This is a genomic window from Corallococcus carmarthensis, from assembly GCF_003611695.1.
Taxonomy (GTDB): Bacteria; Myxococcota; Myxococcia; order Myxococcales; family Myxococcaceae; genus Corallococcus; species Corallococcus carmarthensis.
Genome location: NZ_RAWE01000156.1, coordinates 1 through 24,250, shown reverse-complemented (window position 1 = coordinate 24,250; position 24,250 = coordinate 1). Strand labels below are relative to the sequence as shown.

The window sequence follows — 24,250 nt, the reverse complement described above, 5'->3', positions numbered from 1 at the left end:
CCCTCGCCCCCGCCAGCAGGCGCCCCCCGCCGAAGACGTACCTCAACTAGGCCACCGGGCCGTGTAACCAAATCCGTTAATCCGGTACAAATCAGCTAGGCTTTGACAAACAGTCTAGTCTTGGATAACTGGAAGTCGCCACGACGGGGGACCGAAGCGAGCACCTGCCCGGGTGCTCGGCGGCGTGGCCATCCGGTACGCCCCCGCACACACACCTGCGTTTGAAGCGTCCACGCGCATCGGGTCCCCATACCCGGACCGCCGTCGAGGACTCGCTTCCCCTCGCCCGTGGCCCTTGGCGCACGGCGCGAACGGGAGGGGAGTGCCCGGCGGCAGGGGACCCTTGCGTCGTGGCCCAGGAAACGACCGCCATGGACGTCCTCGCCAACCCTCCCGCCGTAAAGAACCGTGACCTCGCCGTGGGCTCCGCCCGCCTCCAGGAGGTCCAGAAGGCGGTCCACTACTACGTGGACAACCACCACTGTGACGTCATTGGCCGCGTGTTCCACGGCATCCCGGGCCGCGAGGCGTCCGTCAGCCTCAGCCCGACGCGCCGGGAGGCGGCCTCCCGTGGGCGCCGCGAGGTCCTCCACTTCGGCTCCTACAACTACTCCGGCCTGAACGGGCACCCGCGCGTGATGGCCGCGGCGGAAGCGGCCCTCAAGCGCTACGGGACGACGGTGAGCGGCGTGCGCCTGCTCAACGGCACCTGCGAGCTGCACCTGGAGCTGGAGCGCGCGCTGGCGGAGTTCCTCGGCTTCGAGGACTGCATCACCTACAGCAGCGGCTACGCGGCGAACCTGTCCGTGCTGTCCGCGCTGTGCGGCGAGGGCGACGTCGTGCTGTCGGACATGCTCAACCACCAGTCCATCATCGACGGGCTGAAGCTGTCCGGCGCGGACGTGCGCACCTTCCGGCACAAGAGCCTGCGCAGCATCGAAAGCGCGCTGAAGAAGCTGCCGCGCGAGCAGCGCAAGTTCATCATCACCGACGGCGTCTTCAGCATGGACGGCGACGTGGCGGACCTGCCGGGCATCGTGGCGCTGGCGGAGGAGCACAACGCCTTCGTCCTGGTGGATGACGCGCACGCCACCGCGGCCATGGGCCCCAACGGCCGGGGCACCCCGGCCCACTTCGCCCTCCAGCACGGCGTGGATGTGCTCACCGGGAGCCTCAGCAAGGGCCTGCCGGGCATCGGCGGCTTCGCCGCGGGCTCGAAGGCCACCGTCGACCTGCTGCGCTTCGGCTCCAACGGCTACATCTTCTCCGCCTCGCTGCCGCCCCCCGTGGCCGCGGGCCTGCTGGAGGGCATCCGCATCCTCCAGGAGCAGCCCGAATTGCAGCAGCGGCTGCACCACAACGAGAACGTCCTGCGCGCCGGCATCCGCGCCATGGGCCTGGACTGCATGAACAGCGAGTCCCCCATCATCCCCGTGCTGATGCCCGCGTACGAGAAGACCTTCGAGCTGACGCGGCTGCTCCACGAGGAGGGCATCTACGTCAACCCGGTGGGCTACCCCGCGGTGAGCAAGAACCGGACGCGGCTGCGCATCAACGTCAGCGCCAACCTCACGCCGGCGGACCTGGACCGCTTCCTGGACACCCTGGAGCGCTGCAGCCGCAAGCTGGGCCTCCAGGGCCTGGACCTGGCGCGGACCGGCACCTGACGCATTCCCCCTCCCAGGACGCGCTCCCATGGACCTCAAGGAACAGCTCCTCTACGGGCTGCCCGTGTTCTTCACCCCCATCGTCCTCGAACTGGTGGTGGGGCTCTTGCGGCGCAAGCCGGCGTACCGGCTCAACGACCTCATCACCAACGTGACGATGAGCCTGCTCACCGTCCTGGGCAGCGTCGTCATCGCCGGGGCCACGTTCCTCTTCTACGGGTACGTGCACCAGCACCACGCGCTCCTCACGCTGCCCAACGATTCCGCGTGGACGTGGGTGCTGGCGTTCCTGACCTACGACTTCTTCTATTACTGGGCGCACCGCATGCATCACACGATGGCGTGGATGTGGGGCATCCACGTCGTCCACCACTCCGGCGAGGACATGAACTTCGGCCTCGCCGTGCGCCAGAGCGCCCTGGGGGAGCTGACCACGTGGCCCTTCTTCGTGCCCATGGCGCTCCTGGGCATCTCGCCGGAGGTCTTCCTGGGCATCACCGGCATCCAGCTCATCTTCCAGTACGCCATCCACAACACCTACGTGCCGCCGCTGGGCTTCCTGGAGAAGGTGCTCGTCACGCCGTCCCAGCACCGCGTCCACCACAGCCGCAACACGCCGTACATCGACAAGAACTACGGCAACATCCTGGTGGTGTGGGACCTGCTCTTCGGCACCTACCAGCCGGAGCTGCCGGATCAGCCCCCCGTCTACGGCCTGCGCGCGAGCCTGCGCTCGTGGAACCCCTTCACCGCGCACTTCCACTACTTCGGGGAGCTGTTCCAGAAGGCCGCCGCCTGCGAGCGGCTCTCCGACAAGCTCCTGTGCGTCGTGCGAGACCCCGGCTGGACGCCGCCGTCCCTGCGCGCGGACCGCTTCCGCCACGAGGACGACGGGCCGTCCGCCACCTACAAGAAGTATGACCCGCGGCTGCCCCGGCCCGTGCTCGCCTACTGCGTGGCGCAGTTCCTGGTGCTCGCCACCGGCATCCTCCTGGTGGCGTGGTACCTGGACACGCTGGGCGTGCCCGCGCGCGCCGTGGCGCTGGGGCTGGTCCTCGTCAGCACCTGGACCCTGGGCACGCTGATGGATTCACGCCCCTGGGCCTGGCGGATGGAGTGCGCCCGGCTGGCCTGCGTGGCGCTGCTCGTCCCCGCCCTGGCCCTGATGGAAGGCCTGTCCCTGCCGGGCGTGCTGCCCGTGCTCCTCCACCCCGTCCTCAGCACGCTGTGGCTGCTGCGCTTCCGGCCCGCGTTCCAGGAAGGCACCCCTCCGTCCTCGCAGGACCCGGGCGCCCTGGCCGCCTGAGGTCCCCTTCCCCCTTCTTTTTTCCGCCCCGCCTCCGTCCCACACTCCATGACCGCGTCCGCCACCGCCATCGGGAGCGCTCCCGCGCCCCACGCCCCCCCAGGGCCGCTCGAACTCCGCTGGGTCTCTTCCATCCAGGACATCGGCCGAGAGGCCTGGCACACCTGCTTCCCGCCCACGGACGTGATGCAGGCCTACGAGCTGCACCAGGCCACGGAGGCCGCCAGCATCGAGGACGTGCAGTTCCACTACCTCCAGGTCCGGAGCGCGGGCGAGGTGCTGGCCATCGTGCCGTGCTTCCGCTTCCGGATGTCGCTGACGGTCATCGCCCCGGAGAACGTCAACAAGGTCGTCTCCCAGGTGCGCCGCGTCCTGCCGGGCTTCCTGTTCCTCAACGCCTTCGTCATCGGCACGCCCATCGCCATCTGCAAGGACCTGCTGGGCGTGCGTCCGGACCTGCCGAAGCCGCGGCGGGACGCCGTGCTGCGCGCCATCTCCGACGAGGTGGTGGCCCGGGCCCGGCACCTGAAGCTGGGCCTGGTGTTCATGAAGGAGCTCACCACCCGGCTGCTGCCGGAGGTGCGGGACGTGCTGTCCCCGCGCTTCTCCTTCGTGGAGAGCGCGGCCACCACCTACCTCTACCTGGGCGAACCCGGGAAGAGCACCTTCAAGGAGCGGCTGCGCAAGAAGTACCGCTCCCTCATGAACAACCGCATGGCCCGCGTCCAGGAAGCGGGCATGCGCTGGGAGCAGGTGGCGGACTTCTCCCCCTACGCCGAGCGGATGCACCCGCTGTACCTCCAGGTGCTGAACCGTTCGAAGATCCGCTTCGAAACGCTCAGCGTGGAGTTCTTCGCCCGGCTGCCCGCGCTCCTGGGCGAGCGCGTCTTCGCCCTCTTGTGCTTCAAGGGCGAGCAGCTGGTGTCCTTCGAGCTGTTCCTCAAGGACGATGAATGGGTGCACCCCATCTACCTGGGGCTGGACTACAGCCTCCGGGACGAGGGCTCGCTCTACTTCAACAGCATCTACAAGATCGTGGAGGTGCTGGAGGCCCACGGCAAGGCCGTGGTGCAGCTGGGCCAGACGAGCTACGCCGTCAAGGCGAGCATCGGCGCGGTGGTGGACCGGCTCTATCTGGCCGTCCACCACACGAACCCGGTGCTGGACGCGCTCCTGAAGCGCTTCGGCGCGGAGCTGTTCCCGCCCACGCCGCTGCCCCGCTCGCAGCGCGTGTTCCGGGACATGAAGGAGAACGACGACGGCCTGGCCCGTCACGGCATCCACTTCGAGCGGCTGGACGACGGGAGCGAGGAATGAGCACGGACACCACCACGCGGATCCACCCGAGCATCCGGCACGTCCCCCAGGCGCTCTGGGACGAGAAGCTGGCGGAAGGACACCCCTTCAAGAGCGCGGCCTTCCTGTCGTGCCTGGAGGACTCCTTCCCGGAGCGGAAGTTCGGCTACCTGGTGATGTCCCAGGGAGAGGACGTCGTCGGCCTGGCCGTCATCACCGAGGAGCGCCTGGACCTCACCCTCCTCATGCCGGACCGGGTGGGCGCCATGGCCAAGGGCGTGCGCCGGGTGATGCCCGGCTTCCTGTCGCTGGGCCTGGGCATGGTGGGCACCTTCGAAACGGCGCAGCGGCACTGGTGGTACGACGCGCGCAAGCTGTCCGAGCACGACTTCGCCCAGGCGCTGCTGGAGGCCTGTGACGAGGTGTGCACGAACTCCGCGCTGCTGCTGGTGCGCGACTTCATGGAGGGGCTGCCGGAGGACCTGCGGCTGGAGTCGTGGTTCCTGGGACGGGGCTTCAAGCAGGTGGCCAACCACCCCATGGCGATGGTGACGCTGGAGGGGATGAGCAGCGAGGACCACTTCCAGCGGCTCAAGAAGAAGTCGCGGCAGAACCTGCGCAAGAAGCTGAAGGACGCGGAGGCGCTGGGGTTCCAGGTGGAGCGCGTGCGGGACTTCCGGCCGCTCATCGACGAGTGCTACCCGCTCTACCTCCAGGTCCACGAGGGCGCCTCGGAGTTCAAGCGCAACCCCTTCCCGCGGGCCTTCTTCGAAACCATCGCCGAGCGCATGCCCGACACCAGCAGCTTCCTCACGCTGAGGACGAAGGAGGGCCAGCTCATCGCCTTCATCCTCACTGCCACGGGCGGCGGGGTGCACAACCCCTTCCTCATCGGCATGGACTACGCGCGCACGGAGGGCACGCCCGCGTATTACCTGATGCTGTGGAAGGAGCTGGAGCACGCGGCCCAGCAGGGGTGCCGCGTGGCGGACCTGGGGTTGACCAGCTACTTCGTCAAGCAGACCGTGGGCGCGGAGCTGGAGGGGATGACCATGGCCGCGCGCCTGCAGTCCCCCTGGCTGCGTCCGCTCATCAACCCGCTGCTGCCGCTGCTCTTGAGCGAGAAGCAGCCCGAGGAGCGGCGCCGCTTCCGCGTCTCCACACCCGACGACGGCCAGCAGCCCCCTTCCCACAAGGCCGCGTGACCATGATCCGCTTCGCCTACGGCTGCATTCCGTCCGTCATGTCCCTCGCCTTCGCCAACACCCTGGTGCGGCGCGGGGGGCTGGTGCCCACCAGCATCCTGCTGTCCGCGGGCGGCCTGCGCTTCCAGAAGAAGCGCTACACGCCGGCCCAGGTGCTGCCCGTCTTCCTGCGGCAGTTCGGTGCGCGCTTCACCGGCTACAACGTGCTCGCGGGGCTGGGCGGTTCGCTGCCCTTCGGCTACCCCCGCGACGGGCTGCTGAGCTTCCAGCAGCTGTCGCGCGCCTACGACATCCCCCTGGTCGTCAGCGACGACTTCTCCGGGGAGAAGGCCGTCGAGTCGCTGCGGCGCCAGGAGGTGGACCTCTTCGTCACCAGCATGTGCGACCAGATCCTGCGAGAGCCCCTGCTGGGCCTGCCGCGCCACGGCTGCCTGAACATCCACCCGTCGCTGCTGCCGGACTTCCGCGGCGTGGACTCCATCTTCCAGGCGATGCTCAACGACGTGCCGGAGATTGGGACGACGCTCCACCACACCACCGCGCGCATCGACGCCGGAGACGTGTACGGCCAGTCCGCCTTCACGCGCACGGGCTCGGACTCACACCTGGCGCTGACGGTGAAGGCGACCGCGGCGGGCGTGCGGCTGCTCAAGCGGCACGTGGACGCGCTGGAGCAGGGCCAGCGGCCCGCCTCGCACGCCATGGATGTGACGCGCGCCCGCTTTCCCTACCGCTCGTGGCCCACGCGCGAGGAGCTGGAGCGCTTCCACGCGCAGGGCCACGTGTTCTGGCGCGCCGGGGACTTCCGCCGCGTCCTGCGCTTCGAGGACCCCACCGACCCGACGGCGCGGGACGTGTTCCCCACCGCCAGCGAGCCCCTGAAGACCGCCGCCCGCTGAGCCCCGCCGCCACGCCCGAATGGCCTTCCGGCGTGGAGGCAGGAGCCGGCCGTCAGGCCTCGTCCCAGCGGATCCGCAGCGAATAGGCCTGCTCGGCGCGCTCCAGCACGTCCACGCGTGGCAGCACCCGCGTGCGGCGCAGCACCTGCTCCATCACGCCCGCCACGAAGTCCGGCAGCGGATCCGCGTCCACCACGTGCGCCACCCACTCCCGCGCGCGCACCGGCTGCAGCACCAGCTTCATGTCGTCGCGGCCCGCGCGCAGGTACGTGGGCAGCCGCGCCAGGCACCGCTCCGCGCCCAACAGCGGCGCCGCCGCGGCGAAGATGCGCCCCACCAGCGTCTGCGCGAAACCCTCCACATAGTGAGTGCCCAGCACGCGGTTGGCGTCCTCACTGGCAAGGCCCGGGCACGCATGCCGCCGCGCCACCGCCAGCGACGCGCGCCACACCTCCAATGGAAGGACCTCCTCCACCGTGTCCGGGTCGTAGCCCACGTCCCGCAGCGCCTGCGCGAACGGGCCCGACGGTCTCAGCGCGTGTTGAAACAAACCCTCGAAGTTCCGTCGCGGTACCCGCACCGACAGGTGGTGCGGAAGGCCAGGCGCCTCCCGCGTCTCCGAATGAATCCACGGCTCCATGTCTTCAACCCCCCCAGGGTCCAGCCCCCGCACCATTCCGGCCGGGAAACCGTGTCGCAGTGTATCAGCCTCTACGCGGTCGGCTTGCCCGCCTGGTTGCCGCCCTAGATGGATTTTTCCAGGTATTTCCCCCGCATTTTCCCGGCCCGCCCAGCGCTGATCCATGACGGGTCGCGTCGGGGATTTCAGGAATTTGGGTCACTGAAGACCCCTACTGAAAGCAAATATTCTGTGTCAACCGTTGAATTCACAGGAAGTCCACTGGTGCTATCCCCTGAATTCTGAGCTGCCGCGTTATCTTCTTCAACCCATCGGAAACTCTCGGAGTTCCCCGTGCGAGAATTGTTCATCCCCCTTGCAGCGTGAGTGAGCAATGACCATTCGCCGCACCGAAGGTTCGACGCCCGTTTCCCTCCGCCCCACCACCGACACCTCGACTCCGGCGAAGGCCAAGAACGTCCTGCGCGTGAAGGACGGCTTCGAGTCCGTGTCCCGCACGGGCGCCGCCGCCGGTGCGCAGCCCACGGCCGCCGCCGCGACGACGGCGCAGGCTTCCTCCACGGGGGCCACCTCCGCGCAGACCGGCCGCCTCGCGCTGGACAGCAAGGAGGCGCAGCAGGCCATCCAGACGTCCCTGAAGTTCCTCACCCCGCCGATGACGGCCTCGTCCCTGCTGGCCGCGAACAAGAGCGGCCCGACGCTGGCGCCCAAGAGCGTGGAGCGTGACGAGTTGGGCATGACGCACGTGCGCCTGGACCGCATGCACGAGGGCGTGAAGGTCTTCGGCGAGCAGGTCATCAGCCACCTGGGCGCGGACGGCAAGGTGTCCAGCGTCACCGGTGAGCAGAACCCCATCCCCGCGGGCCTGGGTTCGCAGAAGACCAAGCTGGCGCCGCAGCAGGCCATCGACATCGCGAAGAAGGAGCTGGGCGGCAAGGCCGACAAGCAGCCCTCTTCCGAGCGCGTCGTCTACCAGGACGCCGAAGGCAAGTACCACGCCGCCTTCCAGGTGGAAGTGACGCAGATCGCCGGCCAGGAGAAGCCCAAGAAGCAGAACTACATCATCGACGCCAACACGGGGAAGGTGCTGGAGAGCTTCAACAAGATCGGCGGCTGGACCAAGTCCGCGCCCGCGCAGCTCCAGGTCAACGGCACCAGCAGCCCGAACGTCGCCATCCCGGACAAGGGCCAGGTCCAGTCGAAGATCAACATCCCGGACGGCGTGACGGTCGACAAGCTGGCGCTCGACCTGAACATCAAGCACACCTGGAGCGGCGACCTGAAGGTCACGCTGACCAGCCCCTCCGGCAAGTCCGCCGTGGTGCAGGACCGCAAGGGCGGCTCCAAGGACGACGTCGCGGGCTCGTTCGACCTCTCCGAGGCCTTCAAGGGCGAGAGCGCCAAGGGCGAGTGGACCATCACGGTCGAGGACAAGGCCGCGCGTGACACGGGCACCCTGAACAACTGGAGCCTGAACATCACCGCGAAGGAGACCACGCCTCCTCCGACGGATCCGCAGAACCCGCCCACGGGCACCGCGGACGACGTGTCCATGTACAGCGGCCACGTGGACCTGAAGACCAAGAAGGAAGCGGACGGCACGTACTCGCTGGAGGACTCGACGCGCGGCAAGGGCGTCGTCACCTACGACGCGAACAACAAGGCCACCGCGTCCGGCCAGACGAAGATCACCGACAACAACGACAAGTGGGGCGAGGCCACGGACCCGGCCCGCGCCAAGGCGGCTGTCGACGCGCACTACGGCGCGGCCACGACCTACGACTTCTACAAGGAGGTCCTGGGCCGTGACTCCATCGACGGCGCGGGTGAGAAGCTCACCAGCTACGTGCACGTGAAGAACAACTACGTGAACGCCTTCTGGGACGGCGAGAAGATGAGCTACGGCGACGGCGACGGGAAGCAGTCCGGCCCGCTCACCACGCTGGACATCGCGGGCCACGAAATCACCCACGGCCTCACCGAGCGCACCGCGGGCCTCATCTACAGCGGCGAGTCCGGCGGCCTGAACGAGGCCTTCTCCGACATCATGGGCACGGGCGTGGAGTGGTTCGCCGCGCAGAAGAACCCCGAGGCCAAGTGGAACTGGACCGTGGGCGAGGCCGCCTGGACGCCGAACAACGGCAGCAACGAAGACGGCCTGCGCTACATGAACGACCCGACCAAGGACGGCTACTCGGTCGACAACTACAAGAACTACCCGAAGCAGACGGAGGTGCACGGCTCCAGCGGCATCGCCAACAACGCCTTCTACCTGCTCGTGGAGGGTGGCAAGAACCGCACCTCCGGCCTGGAAGTGAAGGGCGGCGTGGGAATGCAGGACGGCCTGAAGATCTTCGGCCGCGCCCTCACCACGTACATGACGCCGAAGACGACGTTCGCCCAGGCGCGTGAGGCCACCATCAAGTCCGCCACGGACCTGTACGGCGCGGACTCCAGCCAGGTGCAGAAGGTGAAGGACGCCTGGACCGCGGTGGGCGTGAACTAGTCCCAGCGCTGAAAGCTTCCTGAAACACCCGAGGCGGGTCCGGTGTCACCACCGGGCCCGCCTCTTTCTTTGCGCGGCTCAGGCGAAGAAGCGCGTCAGCACCGCCACCATGCGGGCCACGTCGGACGCGGCCGCCAGTTCGCGGATGGAGTGCATGGACAGCATGGGGTTGCCCACGTCCACCGTGCGGATGCCCAGCTGGCCCGCGGTGATGGGGCCAATGGTGCTGCCGCAGCCCAGGTCCGTGCGCGTGACGAAGTGCTGCGGCGTGACGCCCGCCTCCTTGCACAGCGCCGCGAAGTGCGCCCACGACTCGCCGTCCGTCGCGTAGGACTGGTTGACGTTGGTCTTGATGACCGGGCCGCCGCCCAGCTGCGGCTGGTGCTTGGGCTCGTGCATGGACGAGTAGTTGGGGTGCACCGCGTGCGCCATGTCCGCGCTCACCAGGAACGAGCGGCGGATGGCGCGGTGGAACGCGTCCGCGCGCCCATCCGAGTGTCCCTGGACGATGCGCTCCAGCAGGTCCTTCAGGAACGGCGACGCGGCGCCCTGCGCGCTGCGGCTGCCGCACTCCTCGTGGTCGTAGAGCACCACGCCCACCGTGGCCTCGCGCTTGTCGGTGCCGGACAAGAGCGCGGTGAGCCCGGTGTGGCAGCTGGCCAGGTTGTCCAGGCGGGGCGCGTGGAGGAACTCGCCGTGCAGGCCGGAGCGCGTGGACGGCTGCAAGTCGTAGAGGCACAGGTCGTAGCCCAGGAGGTCGTCCGCGGCGGCCTTCACGCCCGTGCGGCCCAGCTCCTCCACGAGCAGCGCTCGCAGCTCCGCGGGGCCCGCGCTCTCCAGGCCCAGCACCGGCACCATGTGCTCCTGGGGGTTGAGCTTCAGGCCGTCCGTGTTGACGCCGCGGTTCAGGTGGATGGCCAGGTTGGGCACGCGCAAGAGCGGCCGGCGGAAGTCCACCAGGTGGTGCTGGGGGCGGCCGTTGTGCAGCGCCACCACGCGGCCCGCGACCGACAGGTCGCGGTCCGTCCACGTGTGCAGCAGCACCCCGCCATAGATTTCCACGCCCAGCTGCTGGTAGCCGTGGCGGTTGACGGGCGCGTTCGGCTTGAGGCGCAGGTTGGGCGAGTCCGTGTGCGAGCCCACCAGCCGGAAGCCGGTGGTGTCCACGGGCTTCGTGCCCAGCTGGAAGGCGGCGATGCTCGTGTCGCCGCGGATGACGAAGACCTTCTCGCCGGGCTTGAGGGACCAGGACTCGCGCTCGTCCAGCTCACGGAAGCCCGCGGCGGTGAGGCGGCGCGCCGTCTCCCGCACGGCGTGGTACGGCGTGGGCGACGCGTCGATGTACTGGAGGAGGTCGTTGGCCTGCGTGTCGATGTCGGTCGGGCTCATGGGCCCGGCACGCTAACGCCGTCCGGCCCCGGTGCCACGTCCGACTGTCACGGCCCGGACAGGCGGCGGGGCGCCCGCCGGCAGGACGGTGGAGGAAGGGCGCGTCCCGGGAGGCGCGTCCAGGAAGGTCCCCAGCAGCACCCAGCGGCGCGCCGCGTCCTCCCTGGCGGGCTTCGCGGCGAGCGGCGTCGTGTAGTGCCAGAAGGGCAGCCGGTACACGGTGACGCCGCCCACGGTGCTGACCTTGGTCAGCTCGGAGAAGTGCCCGTCCTTCGCGTACACGAGGTACTGGTGATCCACGGCGGGCATGGTGAGGCTCACGTGCATGTCCACGTAGCCGTCGCGCGCGTCCGCCTCCTCCGGGTGGTGGTCATTGTGCGGGCCCGTGTAGTCGCCCGGGCTGTAGCAGAGCACCTGGATGCCCCAGCCCCGCTTGAGCGGCCGGCCGCTCACCGCCGCCGCGAAGGCCGCGAACGTGTCCGAACGCAGAAGCTCCACCAGCCCCACCCCTTCCGCCGCGCGCCACGAGCGCGAACGCCGGCTCTCCAGCAGCGCGGTGCGCACGCGCACCGTCTTGGGCAGCGCCTCCGTGTAGTTCTCCACCATGCCGGAGATGGAGTCCTCCGGGATGGGGTCCTCCATGGTGACGAGCGTGTCACGCAGCGCCGCGTCCAGGAGGTCGCGGGCCTCGGCCGCCTTCTTCACGTCGATGACGCCCTGCAGCGCGATGAACGGCCGCGTGGGGTCCAGCAGCGCGCCACACGTCTCGGAGTCTCGGCCTTCGAGAATGCGGCGGCCTTTCGGGGTGAGCAGGTCAGCGAACTGGGAGGGAAGGCGCGGGGACATGGGGCGCACCATACCGGTCCGCGGCCGGAACGCACGCGCCAGGGGGTACGGGAAGGCAACTCCCCTGCCCTCCCGGCGATAATCCGTTACTCCGACGTCCAGGGTAGAAGGCACCTCCATGACCGAGATCCGCAACCGTCCCGCCGCCCCCTCCGCCGCTCCGGCCCGCACGCAGGCGCCGGCCGCGCAGCCCGCCCGGACCAACCAGGCCACCGCGGCGTCTCGCGCGGACGTGCTCAACCGCGCGGAGCTGGCGCGGACCCGCGCGACGATGGCGCCGGTGCAGGCGACGCCGGGTTCCTGGCGCGGCGGTCCCAACACGGAGGTGGGTCGCGCCATCCAGACCATGCGCCAGCGTCTGTCCGACGTGAACATCACCATCAAGGGTGACACGCCGCAGAGCCTGTTCGACCGGGCCATCCTGGACAACAAGCACGTCACCAACGAGCAGATCATGCAGATGTCGCGGGTGACGCTGCCCCAGCTGGCCACGGATCCGGCGACGCGCGCGAAGGTGCTGGAGCGCGTGCCCAACGCGCGTGAGCTGCCGGTGCACCACTTCACCGTGGCGATGCTGTCCGCGGTGACGGGCATCGACCGCGCGGCGCTGTCGGAGGCCTGTCCCGACCTGGGCCTCACAGGCGCGCCGAACACGCCGCTGCTCTACGCCGCCAGCACCGAGCGCATGCAGCGCTCCACGGCCCTGCACGACTTCACGGACTACATGCGCGGCGCGGGCGTGGCGGGCATGAACAAGGCCGTCTGGGGCGTGGAGAACCGCGTCCTGTCCGCCCTCGTCTCCGCGCTGGGCGGCGGGCGGTACTGAGGTTTCCGTAGCACCCCAAGCCCGCGCGGCGGAGGAGGCATCACGCTCCTCCCGCGCGGGCTTCGCTTTAGGGTTGAGGGGGCCGCTCCGGCGCACGCGGCGGAGAAGGCATCACGCCCCTCCCCTCGCGGGCTTCGCTTTGGGGGTGAAGAGCCATTCCGGAGCGCGGCGGGGACGCGCTCACGCATCTCCCCTCGCGGGCTTCGCCTTTGGAGCCGTCAGTCGTCGCCCGCGCCGCCGGCCAGCCGCTGACGCGCGACCTCCAGCCGCTTCGCGCGCACCTTGGAGGCCAGGTCGAGCAGGCGCCGGTCGCGCTGCCACCGCTCGCGCATCTCCACGTCCACGCCCTCCCAGGCCACCTCGCAGCGCTCCAGCGCGCGGTGCATCTGCGTGAGCGCGCCGCCCAGCGCCACGTGCACGGCCGGGTCGCTGGGGTCCTCCAGCGCCAGCGCGTGGATCATCACCGCGACGGCGACCAGCTCCTCGCGCAGCGCCACCGGCCAGCCGCACCTTCGGGCCACCTTCACCAGCCAGCCCAGCACCGCCAGGTTGACGTGGCAGTCCTCCACCGTGCGGAACGGCTTGAGGTAGCGCGTGTAGCCATCCCCGGGCAGCACGTCCTCCGGCGCCACCTCCACGCCGTCCAGCCGCAGCGCCGCGTGCGGCACCTCCGGGACGAAGCCCAGCGGCGGCAACGGCTCCACTGTCACCCCGGGCTTCCTCGCGTCCAGCAGCACCATGCGCAGGCGGTTGCGCTCCTGGGCATCGCGCCCTTCGGAGGCGACCACCAGCAGCAGCTCCGCGTGCGTGCCCAGCGTGACGTACGTCTTCACGCCGTCGAGCTTCCAGCCCGTGCCCTGCGGCGTGAGCTTCGTCTCCATGGCGCTCGGGTGCCCGCCGCCGTTCTCCGTGGCGCAGAGCGCGGCGCGCCGGTCCGCCGGAAGCTGCGGAAAGAGCGAACGCAGCGCCGCCTGGTAACCGGAGGAGAACGCGAACCCCATCCGGTCCATCCGGAAGCCGCTGGCGAGCGCCAGGTCCGCGGGCACCGGGAAGCGCGGCTGCACCGCGAGGTGCCGGCGCCACCAGGCCTCCACGGAGTCGAGCGAAGGAAAGTCAGGGGCCTCGGTGAGCAGGAAGCGCAGGACGTCTTTCACGCCTCCAGTCTAATGCCCGGCTCCGGAGCGTGCGCGCTCCGTTTGGGCCTTCAGCTCGCGGCGCGGCGGCCGCGGCCCGGGGACTTCGCGCGCTGGGTGCCTCGCTTCTTCTTCGCGGCGGCCGGCGCGGGCTTCGACTTCGAGGCGGACTTCGCCTTGGAGGTCGACTTGGACTTCGACGCGGCCTTGGACTTGGACGGCGCCTTGGCCTTGCGCGTGGCCTTCTTGCGCCGCGCGGGGGCCTTCTTCTCCGGGGCGAGGATGGTGCCCCGGCAGGAGGGCGTGCCGCAGCGGCAGACGTAGAGCGACTCGGCGTCCGCATCCATCTCCGGGGTGCGCTCGTACGCGTAGTCGTACGTCAGCTCCTCCCCCGGTTCGATGGCGCGCAGCGCGTAGATGTGGATGTGGCCCTTGTCGATGAGCGACTGGCAGTTGGGCTCGCACGAGTGGTTGATGTAGCGCGACTCGTTGTGGAGCGTGCCCGCGTCCAGCACCGTGTCGTCGTCCAGGTTGAAGAGGAACGTGTGGTGGCGCTCCATCGACTCGTCGTCGTAGCGGGCGTCCGCCTGGGCCTGGGTGATGCGCTCACCGATGTACTCGATGATGCGCGCGCCCTTGCGGATGCGGCGGGTGGCGAAGGCGCCCTGTCCCTGGATGGGGGACTGGCGCAGCTCGAAGGGAATCGACGGGGTCTGCTGGAAGGAAGGGGAAGTCGTCATCGGGAATGGGCGCGGCTGGGGCGGGGTGCGTGTTCAACCAGGACGCTGCCTTGAGGCGCGGTGTAGCGTGCCGCACTCAAGCCCGCGAAGAAAGGCACTCGATGATGCGGTGGTGGCTCGTGGTGGGCGCGGTGAACGCTTTCTTGTCCGTGGCGGCGGGCGCCTTCGGGGCGCATGCGCTGAAGGCCCGGCTTCCGCAGGACCTGCAGCTCATCTTCGAAACCGGGGCGCGCTACCACATGTACCACGCGCTCGCGCTGGTGGCGGTGGGGCTCTTCGGCGCGGTGCGGCCTTCCGCGCTCCTGTCGTCCGCGGGCTGGGCGATGCTCGTGGGCATCGTCCTGTTCTCCGGCAGCCTGTACGCGCTGGCCCTGTCCGGCGTGCGCGTGCTGGGCGCCATCACGCCGCTGGGAGGCCTGGGCTTCCTCGTCGGCTGGGTGCTCTTCGCCGTGGCCGCGTGGCGCGCCACTCCGTGAAGCGGGGGACCGCCCGAGTCACTCCCTCAAGAGGGGCGGCAGCGGGTAGATGTGGTCCAGGTCGCGGTGGTTGCGCAGCCCGCAGGCCTCGCGCTGCACGGTGAGGTTCCAGCGCAGCCGCTCCGCTTCCTTCCAGAGCGCGCGGTACGCCGCGTAGCGCTCCATGCGCGCCAGGCCGTGCAGGGCGCGCAGCTCCTTCTCCGCCTGGGCCAGCAGGGCGAGGGCGTCTTCCAGCTTGTCGCCGGAGCGGCGCAACCCGGAGGCGCGCTCGCGCTGGAAATCCACTTCCACGGGCAGCAGGGCGTTGATGTCCACCGGTCTGACCATGCCCTCCCTCTAACCGCGAGGAGACGGCTTCGCATCCGCCCGGAGGGCTCCGGCCCACGCCGGGCAGGCAGCCGGGCTTCAGGCGGGCGGAGCCGGTGCGGGTGCGGCTTCCGCCTCCGGATGCTCGGCGAGGACGGGGCGTCCCCACCGCCATGTTTCGCGGGCCCAGGCGAGCCCCGCGCCCAGCACCATCGCGTTGCGCACGAGGAGCAGCAGCGTGTAGGCCGGCTGGAAGCCCTTGCTGTAGGTGCTGCCGGCGAAGAGGCCCCGGGTGATGGCGGCGGCCACCAGCAGCACGGCGGACGGGCCCACCGCGCCGGAGAGCAGCGCGAGCGCCGCGGCCCCGGTGAGCCAGATGAGGTACTGCGGGCTCAGCACCGGGTTGAGGATGACGAAGGCCACCAGCGGCACCAGCGCCAGCCGGGCCAGGTCCTCGATGTGCACCGGAGGCCTGCGCCAGGCGGCGCGCACGGACACCGCCGCGGCCAGGAGCGAGCCCGCGACCCACACCTGCCGGGTGATGGCGCGAACCCCCTCGGCGGCCACGCCGTGCAGCTCGTAGGAGGCGGGAGCATGGACCCACTGGACGTCGGCCAGGCCCAGCTGGTGCGCGGCCCAGAGCAGGCCCGCGCTGAAGGCCTCCACCTGGAGGCCCCGCTCGACGTGGAAGGACGCGAACTGCCACCAGGGCCACACGAAGCTCAGGGGCACCAGCGGCAGCACGCCCGCGACCAGGCCCGTGAACAGGGCCCGCGTCGGCTTCGCGCCCCGGCGCCAGCACACGGCCAGGGCCAGCGGGACGAGGACGGCCGGGTACAGCTTGGTGACGGTGCCCACCGCGAGCGCCGCGCCGGCCCAGCCTTCACGGCGGCGCATCAGGGCCACCAGCCCGGCCAGCGCGAGCGCGGCGGGGATGACGTCGTAGCGCTTGAGGTAGTGCACGCTCTGGATCCAGCTGACGACGAAGTACGCCGCGAACGGCACCCACGCGCGCCAGGCCGTGCCCCACCGGCGCACGCCCTCCGACAGGAGGAGCCACTTGATGAGCGCGTCGAAGACGAGGGTGAGCTGGAGGCTGAACGCGAGGATGAAGCCGCGCAGGTCGCCGCCCGCCCACGTCGCGGGCACGAACCACAGCAGCGCGTAGGGCGGATATTCGAAGCGGAAGTCGCGGTTGGGGACCGCGCCGTCCAGGAACGCGCGGGCCGTCCGGAAGTACAGCGGCAGGTCGCCCTCGCGCGTGGAGAACGAATAGAACACCAGCGGCAACAGGCTCACGGCGAGCGCGAGCCAGTGCCTGGGCGCGAGCCGGAAGGACGAGGACGGAGTCGAGGCGGACACGGGGCGGCACTCTGCCCGTGTGGGCCGGGCGCTGTCGCCGGGGAAAGGCATCCGTCCCCTTCCCTGCCCGGTCCACATCCAGGCGCATCCCCGTGCGAGGCGGCACCCGACCCGCTAGGTTCCGGGCCGGGTTGCCCACTCCATGAAGCTCCACCGCCCCACGAAGGACGAGCTTTTCGCCGCCACCGGCCGCACCATGCCGGACCTGCTGGCCCCGGACCTGCGGGTGCTCTTCTGCGGCATCAACCCCAGCCTCTACTCCGCGGTGGTGGGGGTGCACTTCGCGCGGCCGGGCAACCGGTTCTGGCCCTCGCTGCACGCGTCGGGCTTCACGCCGCGCCGCCTGCAGCCCTCCGAACAGGCGGAGCTGCTGGGCCTGGGGCTGGGCATCACCAACGTGGTGGACCGGGCCACGGCGAGCGCGGACATGCTCGGCGCGGAGGAGTACGCGGAAGGGGCGAAGTCACTCTTGCGCAAGGTGAAGCGCTACCGCCCGAAGTACCTCGCGGTGCTGGGGCTGGGCGCGTACCGCACCGGCTTCGCGCGGCCGAAGGCGAGGTTCGGACCGCAGGAGGAGACGCTGGGCGGCACCCGGCTGTGGGTGCTGCCCAATCCCAGCGGACTCAACGCCAGCTACCAGCTCCCGGACCTCGCGCGGCTGTACGGCGAGCTGCGCCGCGCGGCGGAGACGCGCTGACTACTTCAGCAGGCCGGCCTCGCGGGCCACCTGCGAGGCGACGGGCAGCACCTTGTCGAAGGCGGCGGCGTTGCACGCGAGCAGGCCCCGGCGGTTCTGGAGTTCGGAGCCGTCGTACAGGTACGCGTTGCCCGCCAGGTCCGTGAGCACGCCGCCCGCGGAGCGGATGACGGCCTCCGGCGCGCAGTTGTCCCAGCGGTAGCTCTTGTCGCTCACGTGCACGTAGAGGTCGCAGCGGGCCTCCGCCAGCAGGCCGCACTTGAGCCCCACTGAACCGGACTCCCGCTCCTTCGTGATGCCCAGCCGCTGCACCACCGCGTCCGTCGTCTTCGAGCGGTGCGAGCGCGACACCACGAGCCGCAGCTCCGCCGGCTCCGCCACGTCCGACACGCGCAGCGCGCGGCGGCCCTGCGGGTCCTCCACGTAGCCCTGCTCGCCCACGACGCCGGAGTACAGGACGTCCCCCACCGCGCGGTAGACGACGCCCAGCGCGGCCCGGCCTTCCACCGCGAGGCCGATGTGGATGGCGAACTCGCCGTTGCGGTTCACGAACTCCTGCGTGCCGTCGAGCGGATCCACGAACCAGCAGCGGTTGAAGCGCTTCGCGTCGGAGGCGTCCTCGTTCTCCTCCGCCACCACGCCGTCGCTCGGGAAGGCCTTGCGCAGCTCGCCCACGATGAAGGCGTTGGCGCGCTCGTCCGCCACGGTGACGGGCCCGGCACCGCCGGCCTTGTCCGTGACGGAGAAGTCCGTGGCGTAGACCTGCAGGAGGATGTCACCAGCCTGGCGCGCGATGCGCCGGGCGACTTCGAGCTCTTGGGCGAGTGCGGGCATGGAGGCCCGTGAGTCTACTGGGGCGAATTGCCCCTCGTGGGGAAATCTGCCCCGCCTCCCGGCCCCCTCCCTCCGGGCGGAGGCCCTGGCCCGGTGGCTGCAATCCCCTGGGGATTCGTCTTCATCCCCCGGGCAACACGGCGGGGTGCAAGCAAGGACTCGAACGATGATGAAGTGGCTGATGGGGCTGGCCCTGCTGGGCATCGGCGTGGCGCTGGCGTTCGCGGGTGGCCGGATGGTGTACCGCTCGAAGGCAAGCAAGGACTGGCCCACCGCGCAGGGCACCGTGGTGAGCTCCCGCGTGGAGACGCTGCGCAGCAAGCGCGCGGTGAGCTTCCGCCCGGAGGTGAGCTACCGCTACGAGGTGAACGGCACGCCGTACACGTCCGACACGGTGGCCTTCGACGGCCACGGCTCCGGCGGGCTCGCGGACGCGCAGGCGGTGTCGCGCCACTACGCGGCCGGCGCGCCCGTGACGCTGCACTACCAACCGGGGGACCCTTCCGTGGCGTGCCTCCAGTGCGGCGACACCGGCTTCGTGAACTACCTGGTGACGCTGGGCGGCGCGGTGTTCGCCCTGGTGGCCGCATGGGGCCTGGTGGAGATGGCCCGCTCGACCCTGCGCGAGGGCAAGCGCGCCGCCCCGCAGATGCGCGCGAAGGCCCGGTAGGAAACGCCGGGCCGCGCTCCGAGTGGCGGGCTGAGCACTTCCGGCGGGAAGGCTTCGACAGGCGCGGCCCTTGGTGCCCATCTTGGGGCGGACACCCGCCTCCTGGAGAACGCATGCCCGTCACCATCCGCCCCGCGAAGGACCCGGACGCGCCCGCGCTGGGCCGCATGGGCGCGGCGCTCGCGCGCCAGCACCACGGCTTCGACTCGCAGCGCTTCATGGTCCCGGACGACGTGGAGTCCGGCTACCGCTGGTGGCTGGGCAAGGAGGCGCGCCGTCCGCAGGAGGCCGTGGTGCTGGTGGCCGAACTGGACGGCGAGGTCGTGGGCTACTGCTACGGCCGGCTGGAGGGCGTGGACTGGAACATGCTCCTGGACAAGCACGGCGCCCTGCACGACATCTGGGTGGACGCGAAGGCGCGCGGCACCGGCACCGGCCGGCTGCTGGCGGAGGCCATGGTGCAGCGGCTCACGGAGATGGGCGCGCCGCGCGTCGTCCTCAGCACCGCCGCGAAGAACGAGGCCGCGCGGCGCCTCTTCGAACGGCTGGGCTGGCGTCCCACCATGGTGGAGATGACCCGCGAGACGCCGCCCGGCGCGTAGCCTGGCTCACAGCCTCCCGGTGGGCATCCGGCCCTGCTGGAAGGCCTCCACCTGCGCGGGCGTGAAGGGCGGCCGGTAGAGGACCGGGTCCTGCTGCCGCGAACGGAACAGGTCCACGACGAGGTTCATCCGGTCCGTCAACCGCCCCCAGTCCCGCGCCGCGCTGCCCGCCGTGTCATCCGGCGTCCGGTCCAGCTGCTTCATCAGGGCGCACAGCTCCGGGTGCTCCAGCCGCAAGAGGTCCGGCGGGAAGTCCGCGGCGGCCGTCAGCGCGGGGATGTCCTCGCCCAGCCGCAGCGTCCGGTCCGGCAGCTCCATGGTCATCAGCTCGCGCGTCATCAACTCGCGCCAGCAGCGCTCCAGCCGGTCCGCCAGCGGCGTGAAGAGCGCGAGCAGCCACGTCTCCGGCATCGCCGTGCCCCGCGCCCGCAGCAGGTCCCGCAGGTGGTCCAGGAACAGCTCCTTCAGCGGCGCCCCGAGCGCCCCGATGATGGGCGCCTGCAATCGCGTCTGCTCGTGGTAGCCCACCAGCGCGTTGGCCAGGAACACGCGCTCCGCACGGTCCTTGGTGCGCGTCAGGCTCAAGGCCTCGTGGTACGCGCGCGCCGCGCGGATGAGCAGGTCCTGCCCCCCGGACTCCAGCGGCCCCGGCTTCAGCAGGGACACCACGCGCTCGAGAGCGGCCGGGCTCGTCGCCTGGGGGCCGGTGAAGTGCTCCAGCATCGCCGCGTAGAGCGGCCCCAGCTCCTGGAACACCAGCAGGTTGCCGTTCGCGACGTGCCGGGCCACCCCGCTCATCACCGGATCCATGGCGCGCGACAACACGGTGGCCACGCCCGACGGCAGGCCCCACGAGCCGAGGAGCCGGGCCTGCGTCACGCCGAAGTCGCGCATCACGGCCTCCGCGCGGGCCAGCATGTCGCGCTCCAGCACGGCCACCAGCTCCTTGCGGATGAAGGGCCCCGCCGTCTTCGACGCCCAGGTGGCGAAGCCGCACCAGGAGAGATCCACCTCCCCCAGCACGCCGGCAAAGCACACCTTCAGCACGTGGTACGTGTGGGTGATGTGGAGGTTGCGCAGGGCCGCGTTCTCCATGCGGCCAATGGCCTCCACCTCGGCGTGTGTCGGCGGAGGCCAGGAGCGCGGCAGCGGGTTGGGCGCCATGTGGGACGGGCTCCGGAAGATGGGGGCGGCAGTGCCCTCCGCAAGCATGGAGCACCGGCCCCGCCCCCCGCCATCACCCGCTGGGACGGGGCTGGACTACCCTCCCCCGTGACCATGCTCCTGCCCTTCCGCGTCCTGTGCCTCGTGTCCGTCCTCCTGCTCTGGGGCTGCACGGCCCCCGAGGATCCGCCGGACGCGGTGCCCGGCTCCGTCACGACGGGCACCATCGTCGACCCGCCGGTCCTGGTGACGACCGACGATGGCCCCGTGGTGGGAGCGCTCATCAACGGACTCAAGGTCTTCAAGGGCATTCCGTACGCGGCGCCGCCGACAGGCGCACGGCGCTGGGCCCCACCTGTCCGCCCCACGCGCTGGACCCAACCCCTCACCACCACGGCCTTCGGCCCGCCGTGTCCCCAGACCAAGGCCGGGATCCCGCCCTCGTCCGAGGATTGCCTGCGCCTCAATGTCTGGTCCCCCACCACGGCCGGCGCCCACGCGGTGCTCGTGTGGATCCACGGCGGCGGCTACGTGGAGGGCCACGCGGGCGAGGGCTGGTACGACGCCGCCCAGCTCGCGGGGCGCGAGGACCTGGTCGTGGTGTCGATCAACTACCGGCTGGGGCTGCTGGGCTTCCTCGCCCTGCCCCAGTTCGAAGCGTCCGACCACGGCACCGGCAACTGGGGCCTGCGGGATCAGATCGCCGCGCTGGACTGGGTGCGACGCAACATCGCGGCCTTCGGCGGTGACCCGGCACGCGTGATGATCGCCGGGGAGTCCGCGGGCGCCGTCAGCGTGACGACGCTGCTGGCCGCCGAACCCGCCCAGGGCCTCTTCCACCGCGCCGCCATCCAGTCCGGCACCTACCGGCCCGTGCTGGAGAAGGAACAGCCCACGGGCGCCTTTCCATCCGCGTACGTCGTGGGCGTCCGGACCGCCATCCTCCTGGGCTGCACCCAGGGCGACATCGCCGCGTGCCTTCGCGCGAAGACGCCCGCGGAGGTGCTCGCCGCCCAGGTCCAGCTTCCGGCGGTGACGGAGCTCGGCTTTCCGCTGTCGCCCACGTTGCCGGTGGTGGACGGGGTCGTGTTGAAGGGCCGGCCGCTCGCGCGGGTGCTGGCGGGCAGGGGCGACGTGCCCGTGCTGGTGGGCGCCAACGACGACGAGGCGAGCTTCGTGATGGACGGCATGGGCGTCGTGGGCAACCCGGGCGACTTCGGACGCTACGTGGACACCCTCGGCGCGGGTGCACGGAAGGCGGAGCTCACCGCGCTCTACCAGCCCGTCATCCAGGGCGAGCGCAAGGCGGCCATCGCCCTGGGCACGGACCTGTCGTTCGCCTGTCCCGCGCAGCGCCTGGCCGCCGCGAGCGCCACCACCGGCACGGCGAACGCGTACCTCTACCGCTTCGCGCGCGCCGTCCCCAACGGCCCGCTCGCGGCGTTGGGCGCCGCCCATGGAACGGACATCCTCTACCTCTTCGGCCACTTCGAGGCCCTGGCCACCACGCCCACGCCCGATGACGTGACGCTGTCCCAGTACGTGCAGGCCGCATGGGGCACCCTGGCCCGCACCGGCACTCCCATCCCCACCTGGCTGCCCTACACCCCGGGCGGGCCGTTCCTCACCTGGAACACGCCCTCCACCACGGAGGTGAACTGGCGCGGGGGCCGCTGCGCCTCGCTGGAGTCCCTGGGCCTGCTGCCCCTCTAGAAACGACGAAGCCCCGGGTGCTGTCACCCGGGGCTCCGTGGATCTTCACAGCGAAGGAGACAGCGCCCTACTTCTTCTGCTCCTTCACCCACGAGTCCTTCAGCGTCACCGTGCGGTTGAAGACGGGCGCGCCCGGCTTGGAGTCCACCGCGTCCGCGCAGAAGTACCCCAGGCGCTCGAACTGGAAGCGGTCGCCCGGCTTCGCGTCCGCCAGGCCCGGCTCCACGCGCGCGTCGGTGAGGGTCTCCAGGCTGTTCGGGTTGAGGAACTCCTTGAAGTCCCTCGTCTCGTCCTTGTCCGGAGCCTCCACCGAGAAGAGCCGGTCGAACAGCCGCACTTGCGCCACCGGCGCGTTGCCCGGCACCCAGTGCAGCGTGCCCTTCACCTTGCGGCCATCCGGCGAGTCGCCACCGCGCGTCGCGGGGTCGTAGGTGCAGCGCAGCTCCGTGATGTTGCCCGCCGCGTCCTTGATGACCTTCTCGCACTTGATGAAGTACGCGGAGCGCAGGCGCACCTCCTTGCCCGGCGCCAGGCGGAAGAAGCCCTTCTCCGGCACCTCCTGGAAGTCGTCCGCCTCGATGTAGAGCTCGCGCATGAACGGCACCTTGCGCGTGCCCATGTCCTCGCGCTTCGGGTGGTTCGCCGTCTCCAGCTCCTCCGTCTGGCCCTCCGGGTAGTTCTCCAGCACCACCTTGAGCGGGCGCAGGACGGCCATGGCGCGCGGCGCCGTCTCGTTGAGGTCGTCCCGGATGGACAGCTCCAGCACGCCCATGTCGATGAGGCTGTCGGACTTGCTCACGCCGATGCGCTTCGCGAAGTCGCGCAGCGACGCGGGCGTGTAGCCCCGGCGGCGCAGGCCGCTGATGGTCAGCATGCGCGGATCATCCCAGCCGGAGACGCGCTTCTCCTGCACCAGTTGGAGCAGCTTGCGCTTGCTCATCACCGTGTACGTGAGGTTCAGCCGGGCGAACTCGTACTGATTGGGCCGGTCGCCCTTGATGAGCGCGTCGACGATCCAGTCGTACAGCACGCGCCGGTTCTCGAACTCCAGCGTACAGACGGAGTGTGTGATGCCCTCGATGGCGTCCGACAGGCAGTGCGCGAAGTCGTAGAGCGGGTAGATGCACCACTTATCGCCCGTGCGGTGGTGGTGCGCGTGCCGGATGCGGTAGATGGGCGGGTCGCGCAGCACGGGGTTCGACGACGTCATGTCGATCTTCGCGCGCAGCGTGTGCTTGCCATCCGGGAACTCGCCCGCCTTCATCCGGCGGAACAGGTCCAGGTTCTCCTCCACCGTGCGCGTGCGGTACGGGCTGTCCCTGCCCGGCGTGGTGAAGTTGCCGCGGTACTGGCTGATCTCCTCCGGCGACAGGCTGCACACGTAGGCCTGGCCCTGCGAGATCAGCTGCTCCGCGAAGGCGTAGAGCCGGTCGAAGTAGTCGGACGCGAAGAAGCGCCGGTCGTCCCAGTCGAACCCGAGCCAGCGCACGTCGCGCTGGATGGACTCCACGTAGTCCGTGTCCTCGGTGAGCGGGTTCGTGTCATCGAGGCGCAGGTTGCACTTGCCGCCATACTGCTGCGCCAACCCGAAGTTCAGCGCGATGGCCTTGGCATGGCCGATGTGGAGGTAGCCATTGGGCTCGGGCGGAAAGCGGGTGTGCACGCGTCCGCCGTGCTTTCCCGTCCGCCGGTCCTCCTCAACGACTTCCTGGAGGAAGTTGAGGCCCTGCGTCTCGTTCGTCGTCGTCATGATGGGGCGAATCCTCTTGGAAGCGGGACAAGAGGAGCAAGGTTTTCCTGCCCCCCGGAGTCAGACCTCCGCCAGCAGCGACTCCCAGGCCTTGAGCGCCCGTTCAGCGGACAGCTCGTCCGCCCGGTCCAGGGCCCTCTGGCGCAGCCCTTCGCGCCACTCCGCGTCCGTCACCACCCGCGCCAGGGCCTCCGCCATGGCCGCGTCGTCCCCCATGGGGACC

At 70.3% G+C, this 24,250-nt stretch carries 22 protein-coding genes; 12 read left to right on the top strand and 10 right to left on the bottom strand.

The window, feature by feature from the left end:
- The first annotated feature begins 371 nt into the window (after positions 1 to 371).
- The 5 genes from D7X32_RS31000 to D7X32_RS30980 are packed head-to-tail and all read left to right on the top strand — an operon-like array spanning position 372 to position 6,373.
- The gene (locus D7X32_RS31000; protein ID WP_120606177.1) at positions 372 to 1,667 is read left to right on the top strand and encodes an aminotransferase class I/II-fold pyridoxal phosphate-dependent enzyme; all 1,296 of its coding nucleotides are present in this window, start codon (positions 372 to 374) and stop codon (positions 1,665 to 1,667) included.
- 28 nt (positions 1,668 to 1,695) lie between these two features.
- Positions 1,696 to 2,973, top strand: coding sequence for a sterol desaturase family protein (locus D7X32_RS30995; protein WP_120606176.1), 1,278 nt, complete (start codon positions 1,696 to 1,698; stop codon positions 2,971 to 2,973).
- Positions 2,974 to 3,021: 48 nt separating this feature from the next.
- Entirely contained in the window at positions 3,022 to 4,290 is a 1,269-nt protein-coding gene (locus D7X32_RS30990; protein ID WP_120606175.1) for a GNAT family N-acetyltransferase, read from the top strand.
- Complete coding sequence (locus D7X32_RS30985) at positions 4,287 to 5,474, top strand: GNAT family N-acetyltransferase (protein ID WP_120606174.1); 1,188 nt, start codon at positions 4,287 to 4,289, stop codon at positions 5,472 to 5,474. Before D7X32_RS30990 ends, D7X32_RS30985 begins: the two co-directional genes overlap by 4 nt.
- A 2-nt stretch (positions 5,475 to 5,476) precedes the next feature.
- Entirely contained in the window at positions 5,477 to 6,373 is an 897-nt protein-coding gene (locus D7X32_RS30980) for a formyltransferase family protein (RefSeq protein ID WP_120606173.1), read from the top strand.
- Positions 6,374 to 6,425: 52 nt separating this feature from the next.
- Here D7X32_RS30980 and D7X32_RS30975 read toward each other — a convergent pair whose 3' ends face one another.
- Entirely contained in the window at positions 6,426 to 7,013 is a 588-nt protein-coding gene (locus D7X32_RS30975) for a DUF2378 family protein (protein ID WP_120606172.1), read from the bottom strand.
- Positions 7,014 to 7,386: 373 nt separating this feature from the next.
- Here D7X32_RS30975 and D7X32_RS30970 point away from each other — a divergent pair, with 373 nt between their 5' ends.
- Positions 7,387 to 9,519, top strand: a complete 2,133-nt coding sequence (locus D7X32_RS30970) for a M4 family metallopeptidase (protein WP_120606171.1) — start codon at positions 7,387 to 7,389, stop codon at positions 9,517 to 9,519.
- Positions 9,520 to 9,597: 78 nt separating this feature from the next.
- Here D7X32_RS30970 and D7X32_RS30965 read toward each other — a convergent pair whose 3' ends face one another.
- Together D7X32_RS30965 and D7X32_RS30960 are read right to left on the bottom strand one after the other, a co-directional pair.
- On the bottom strand, positions 9,598 to 10,908 hold the full coding sequence (locus D7X32_RS30965; protein WP_120606170.1) for a M18 family aminopeptidase: 1,311 nt from the start codon (positions 10,906 to 10,908) through the stop codon (positions 9,598 to 9,600).
- Between the two features lie 12 nt (positions 10,909 to 10,920).
- Complete coding sequence (locus D7X32_RS30960) at positions 10,921 to 11,754, bottom strand: hypothetical protein (RefSeq protein WP_167506532.1); 834 nt, start codon at positions 11,752 to 11,754, stop codon at positions 10,921 to 10,923.
- A 118-nt stretch (positions 11,755 to 11,872) separates the two neighbouring features.
- Between D7X32_RS30960 and D7X32_RS30955 the strand changes: the two genes are divergently transcribed.
- Complete coding sequence (locus D7X32_RS30955) at positions 11,873 to 12,580, top strand: hypothetical protein (protein WP_120606168.1); 708 nt, start codon at positions 11,873 to 11,875, stop codon at positions 12,578 to 12,580.
- 218 nt (positions 12,581 to 12,798) lie between these two features.
- Here the strand turns inward: D7X32_RS30955 and D7X32_RS30950 are convergent, their stop codons facing one another.
- Positions 12,799 to 13,734 carry an acyl-CoA dehydrogenase family protein gene (locus D7X32_RS30950; protein ID WP_120606167.1) on the bottom strand — a complete coding sequence of 312 codons (936 nt, stop codon included), beginning with the start codon at positions 13,732 to 13,734 and terminating at the stop codon, positions 12,799 to 12,801.
- Positions 13,735 to 13,784: 50 nt separating this feature from the next.
- Complete coding sequence (locus tag D7X32_RS30945) at positions 13,785 to 14,453, bottom strand: SET domain-containing protein (protein WP_120606166.1); 669 nt, start codon at positions 14,451 to 14,453, stop codon at positions 13,785 to 13,787.
- Between the two features lie 101 nt (positions 14,454 to 14,554).
- Between D7X32_RS30945 and D7X32_RS30940 the strand changes: the two genes are divergently transcribed.
- Entirely contained in the window at positions 14,555 to 14,929 is a 375-nt protein-coding gene (locus D7X32_RS30940; protein WP_120606165.1) for a DUF423 domain-containing protein, read from the top strand.
- An 18-nt stretch (positions 14,930 to 14,947) separates the two neighbouring features.
- Here D7X32_RS30940 and D7X32_RS30935 read toward each other — a convergent pair whose 3' ends face one another.
- Complete coding sequence (locus D7X32_RS30935) at positions 14,948 to 15,256, bottom strand: hypothetical protein (RefSeq protein WP_120606164.1); 309 nt, start codon at positions 15,254 to 15,256, stop codon at positions 14,948 to 14,950.
- A gap of 78 nt (positions 15,257 to 15,334) precedes the next feature.
- On the bottom strand, positions 15,335 to 16,597 hold the full coding sequence (locus tag D7X32_RS30930) for a glycosyltransferase 87 family protein (protein WP_120606163.1): 1,263 nt from the start codon (positions 16,595 to 16,597) through the stop codon (positions 15,335 to 15,337).
- A 142-nt stretch (positions 16,598 to 16,739) separates the two neighbouring features.
- Here D7X32_RS30930 and mug point away from each other — a divergent pair, with 142 nt between their 5' ends.
- Positions 16,740 to 17,294, top strand: coding sequence for a G/U mismatch-specific DNA glycosylase (gene mug / locus D7X32_RS30925; protein WP_279635635.1), 555 nt, complete (start codon positions 16,740 to 16,742; stop codon positions 17,292 to 17,294).
- Here mug and D7X32_RS30920 read toward each other — a convergent pair whose 3' ends face one another.
- Positions 17,295 to 18,128, bottom strand: coding sequence for a 3'(2'),5'-bisphosphate nucleotidase CysQ family protein (locus D7X32_RS30920; protein WP_120606162.1), 834 nt, complete (start codon positions 18,126 to 18,128; stop codon positions 17,295 to 17,297).
- Positions 18,129 to 18,294: 166 nt separating this feature from the next.
- Here D7X32_RS30920 and D7X32_RS30915 point away from each other — a divergent pair, with 166 nt between their 5' ends.
- Together D7X32_RS30915 and D7X32_RS30910 are read left to right on the top strand one after the other, a co-directional pair.
- Positions 18,295 to 18,798: a DUF3592 domain-containing protein gene (locus D7X32_RS30915; RefSeq protein WP_158625792.1), complete on the top strand. Its 504-nt coding sequence runs from the start codon at positions 18,295 to 18,297 to the stop codon at positions 18,796 to 18,798.
- Positions 18,799 to 18,911: 113 nt separating this feature from the next.
- On the top strand, positions 18,912 to 19,400 hold the full coding sequence (locus D7X32_RS30910; protein ID WP_120606161.1) for a GNAT family N-acetyltransferase: 489 nt from the start codon (positions 18,912 to 18,914) through the stop codon (positions 19,398 to 19,400).
- Between the two features lie 6 nt (positions 19,401 to 19,406).
- Here the strand turns inward: D7X32_RS30910 and D7X32_RS30905 are convergent, their stop codons facing one another.
- Complete coding sequence (locus D7X32_RS30905; protein WP_120606160.1) at positions 19,407 to 20,564, bottom strand: hypothetical protein; 1,158 nt, start codon at positions 20,562 to 20,564, stop codon at positions 19,407 to 19,409.
- A gap of 114 nt (positions 20,565 to 20,678) precedes the next feature.
- On the opposite strand from D7X32_RS30905, the gene D7X32_RS30900 reads away from it, so the two are divergent.
- Positions 20,679 to 22,277: a carboxylesterase/lipase family protein gene (locus D7X32_RS30900; protein ID WP_244239274.1), complete on the top strand. Its 1,599-nt coding sequence runs from the start codon at positions 20,679 to 20,681 to the stop codon at positions 22,275 to 22,277.
- A gap of 67 nt (positions 22,278 to 22,344) precedes the next feature.
- Here D7X32_RS30900 and D7X32_RS30895 read toward each other — a convergent pair whose 3' ends face one another.
- Positions 22,345 to 24,027 (bottom strand): glutamine--tRNA ligase/YqeY domain fusion protein, encoded by a 1,683-nt coding sequence (locus D7X32_RS30895; protein WP_120606158.1) that lies wholly within the window; start codon positions 24,025 to 24,027, stop codon positions 22,345 to 22,347.
- Between the last annotated feature and the right edge of the window lie 223 nt (positions 24,028 to 24,250).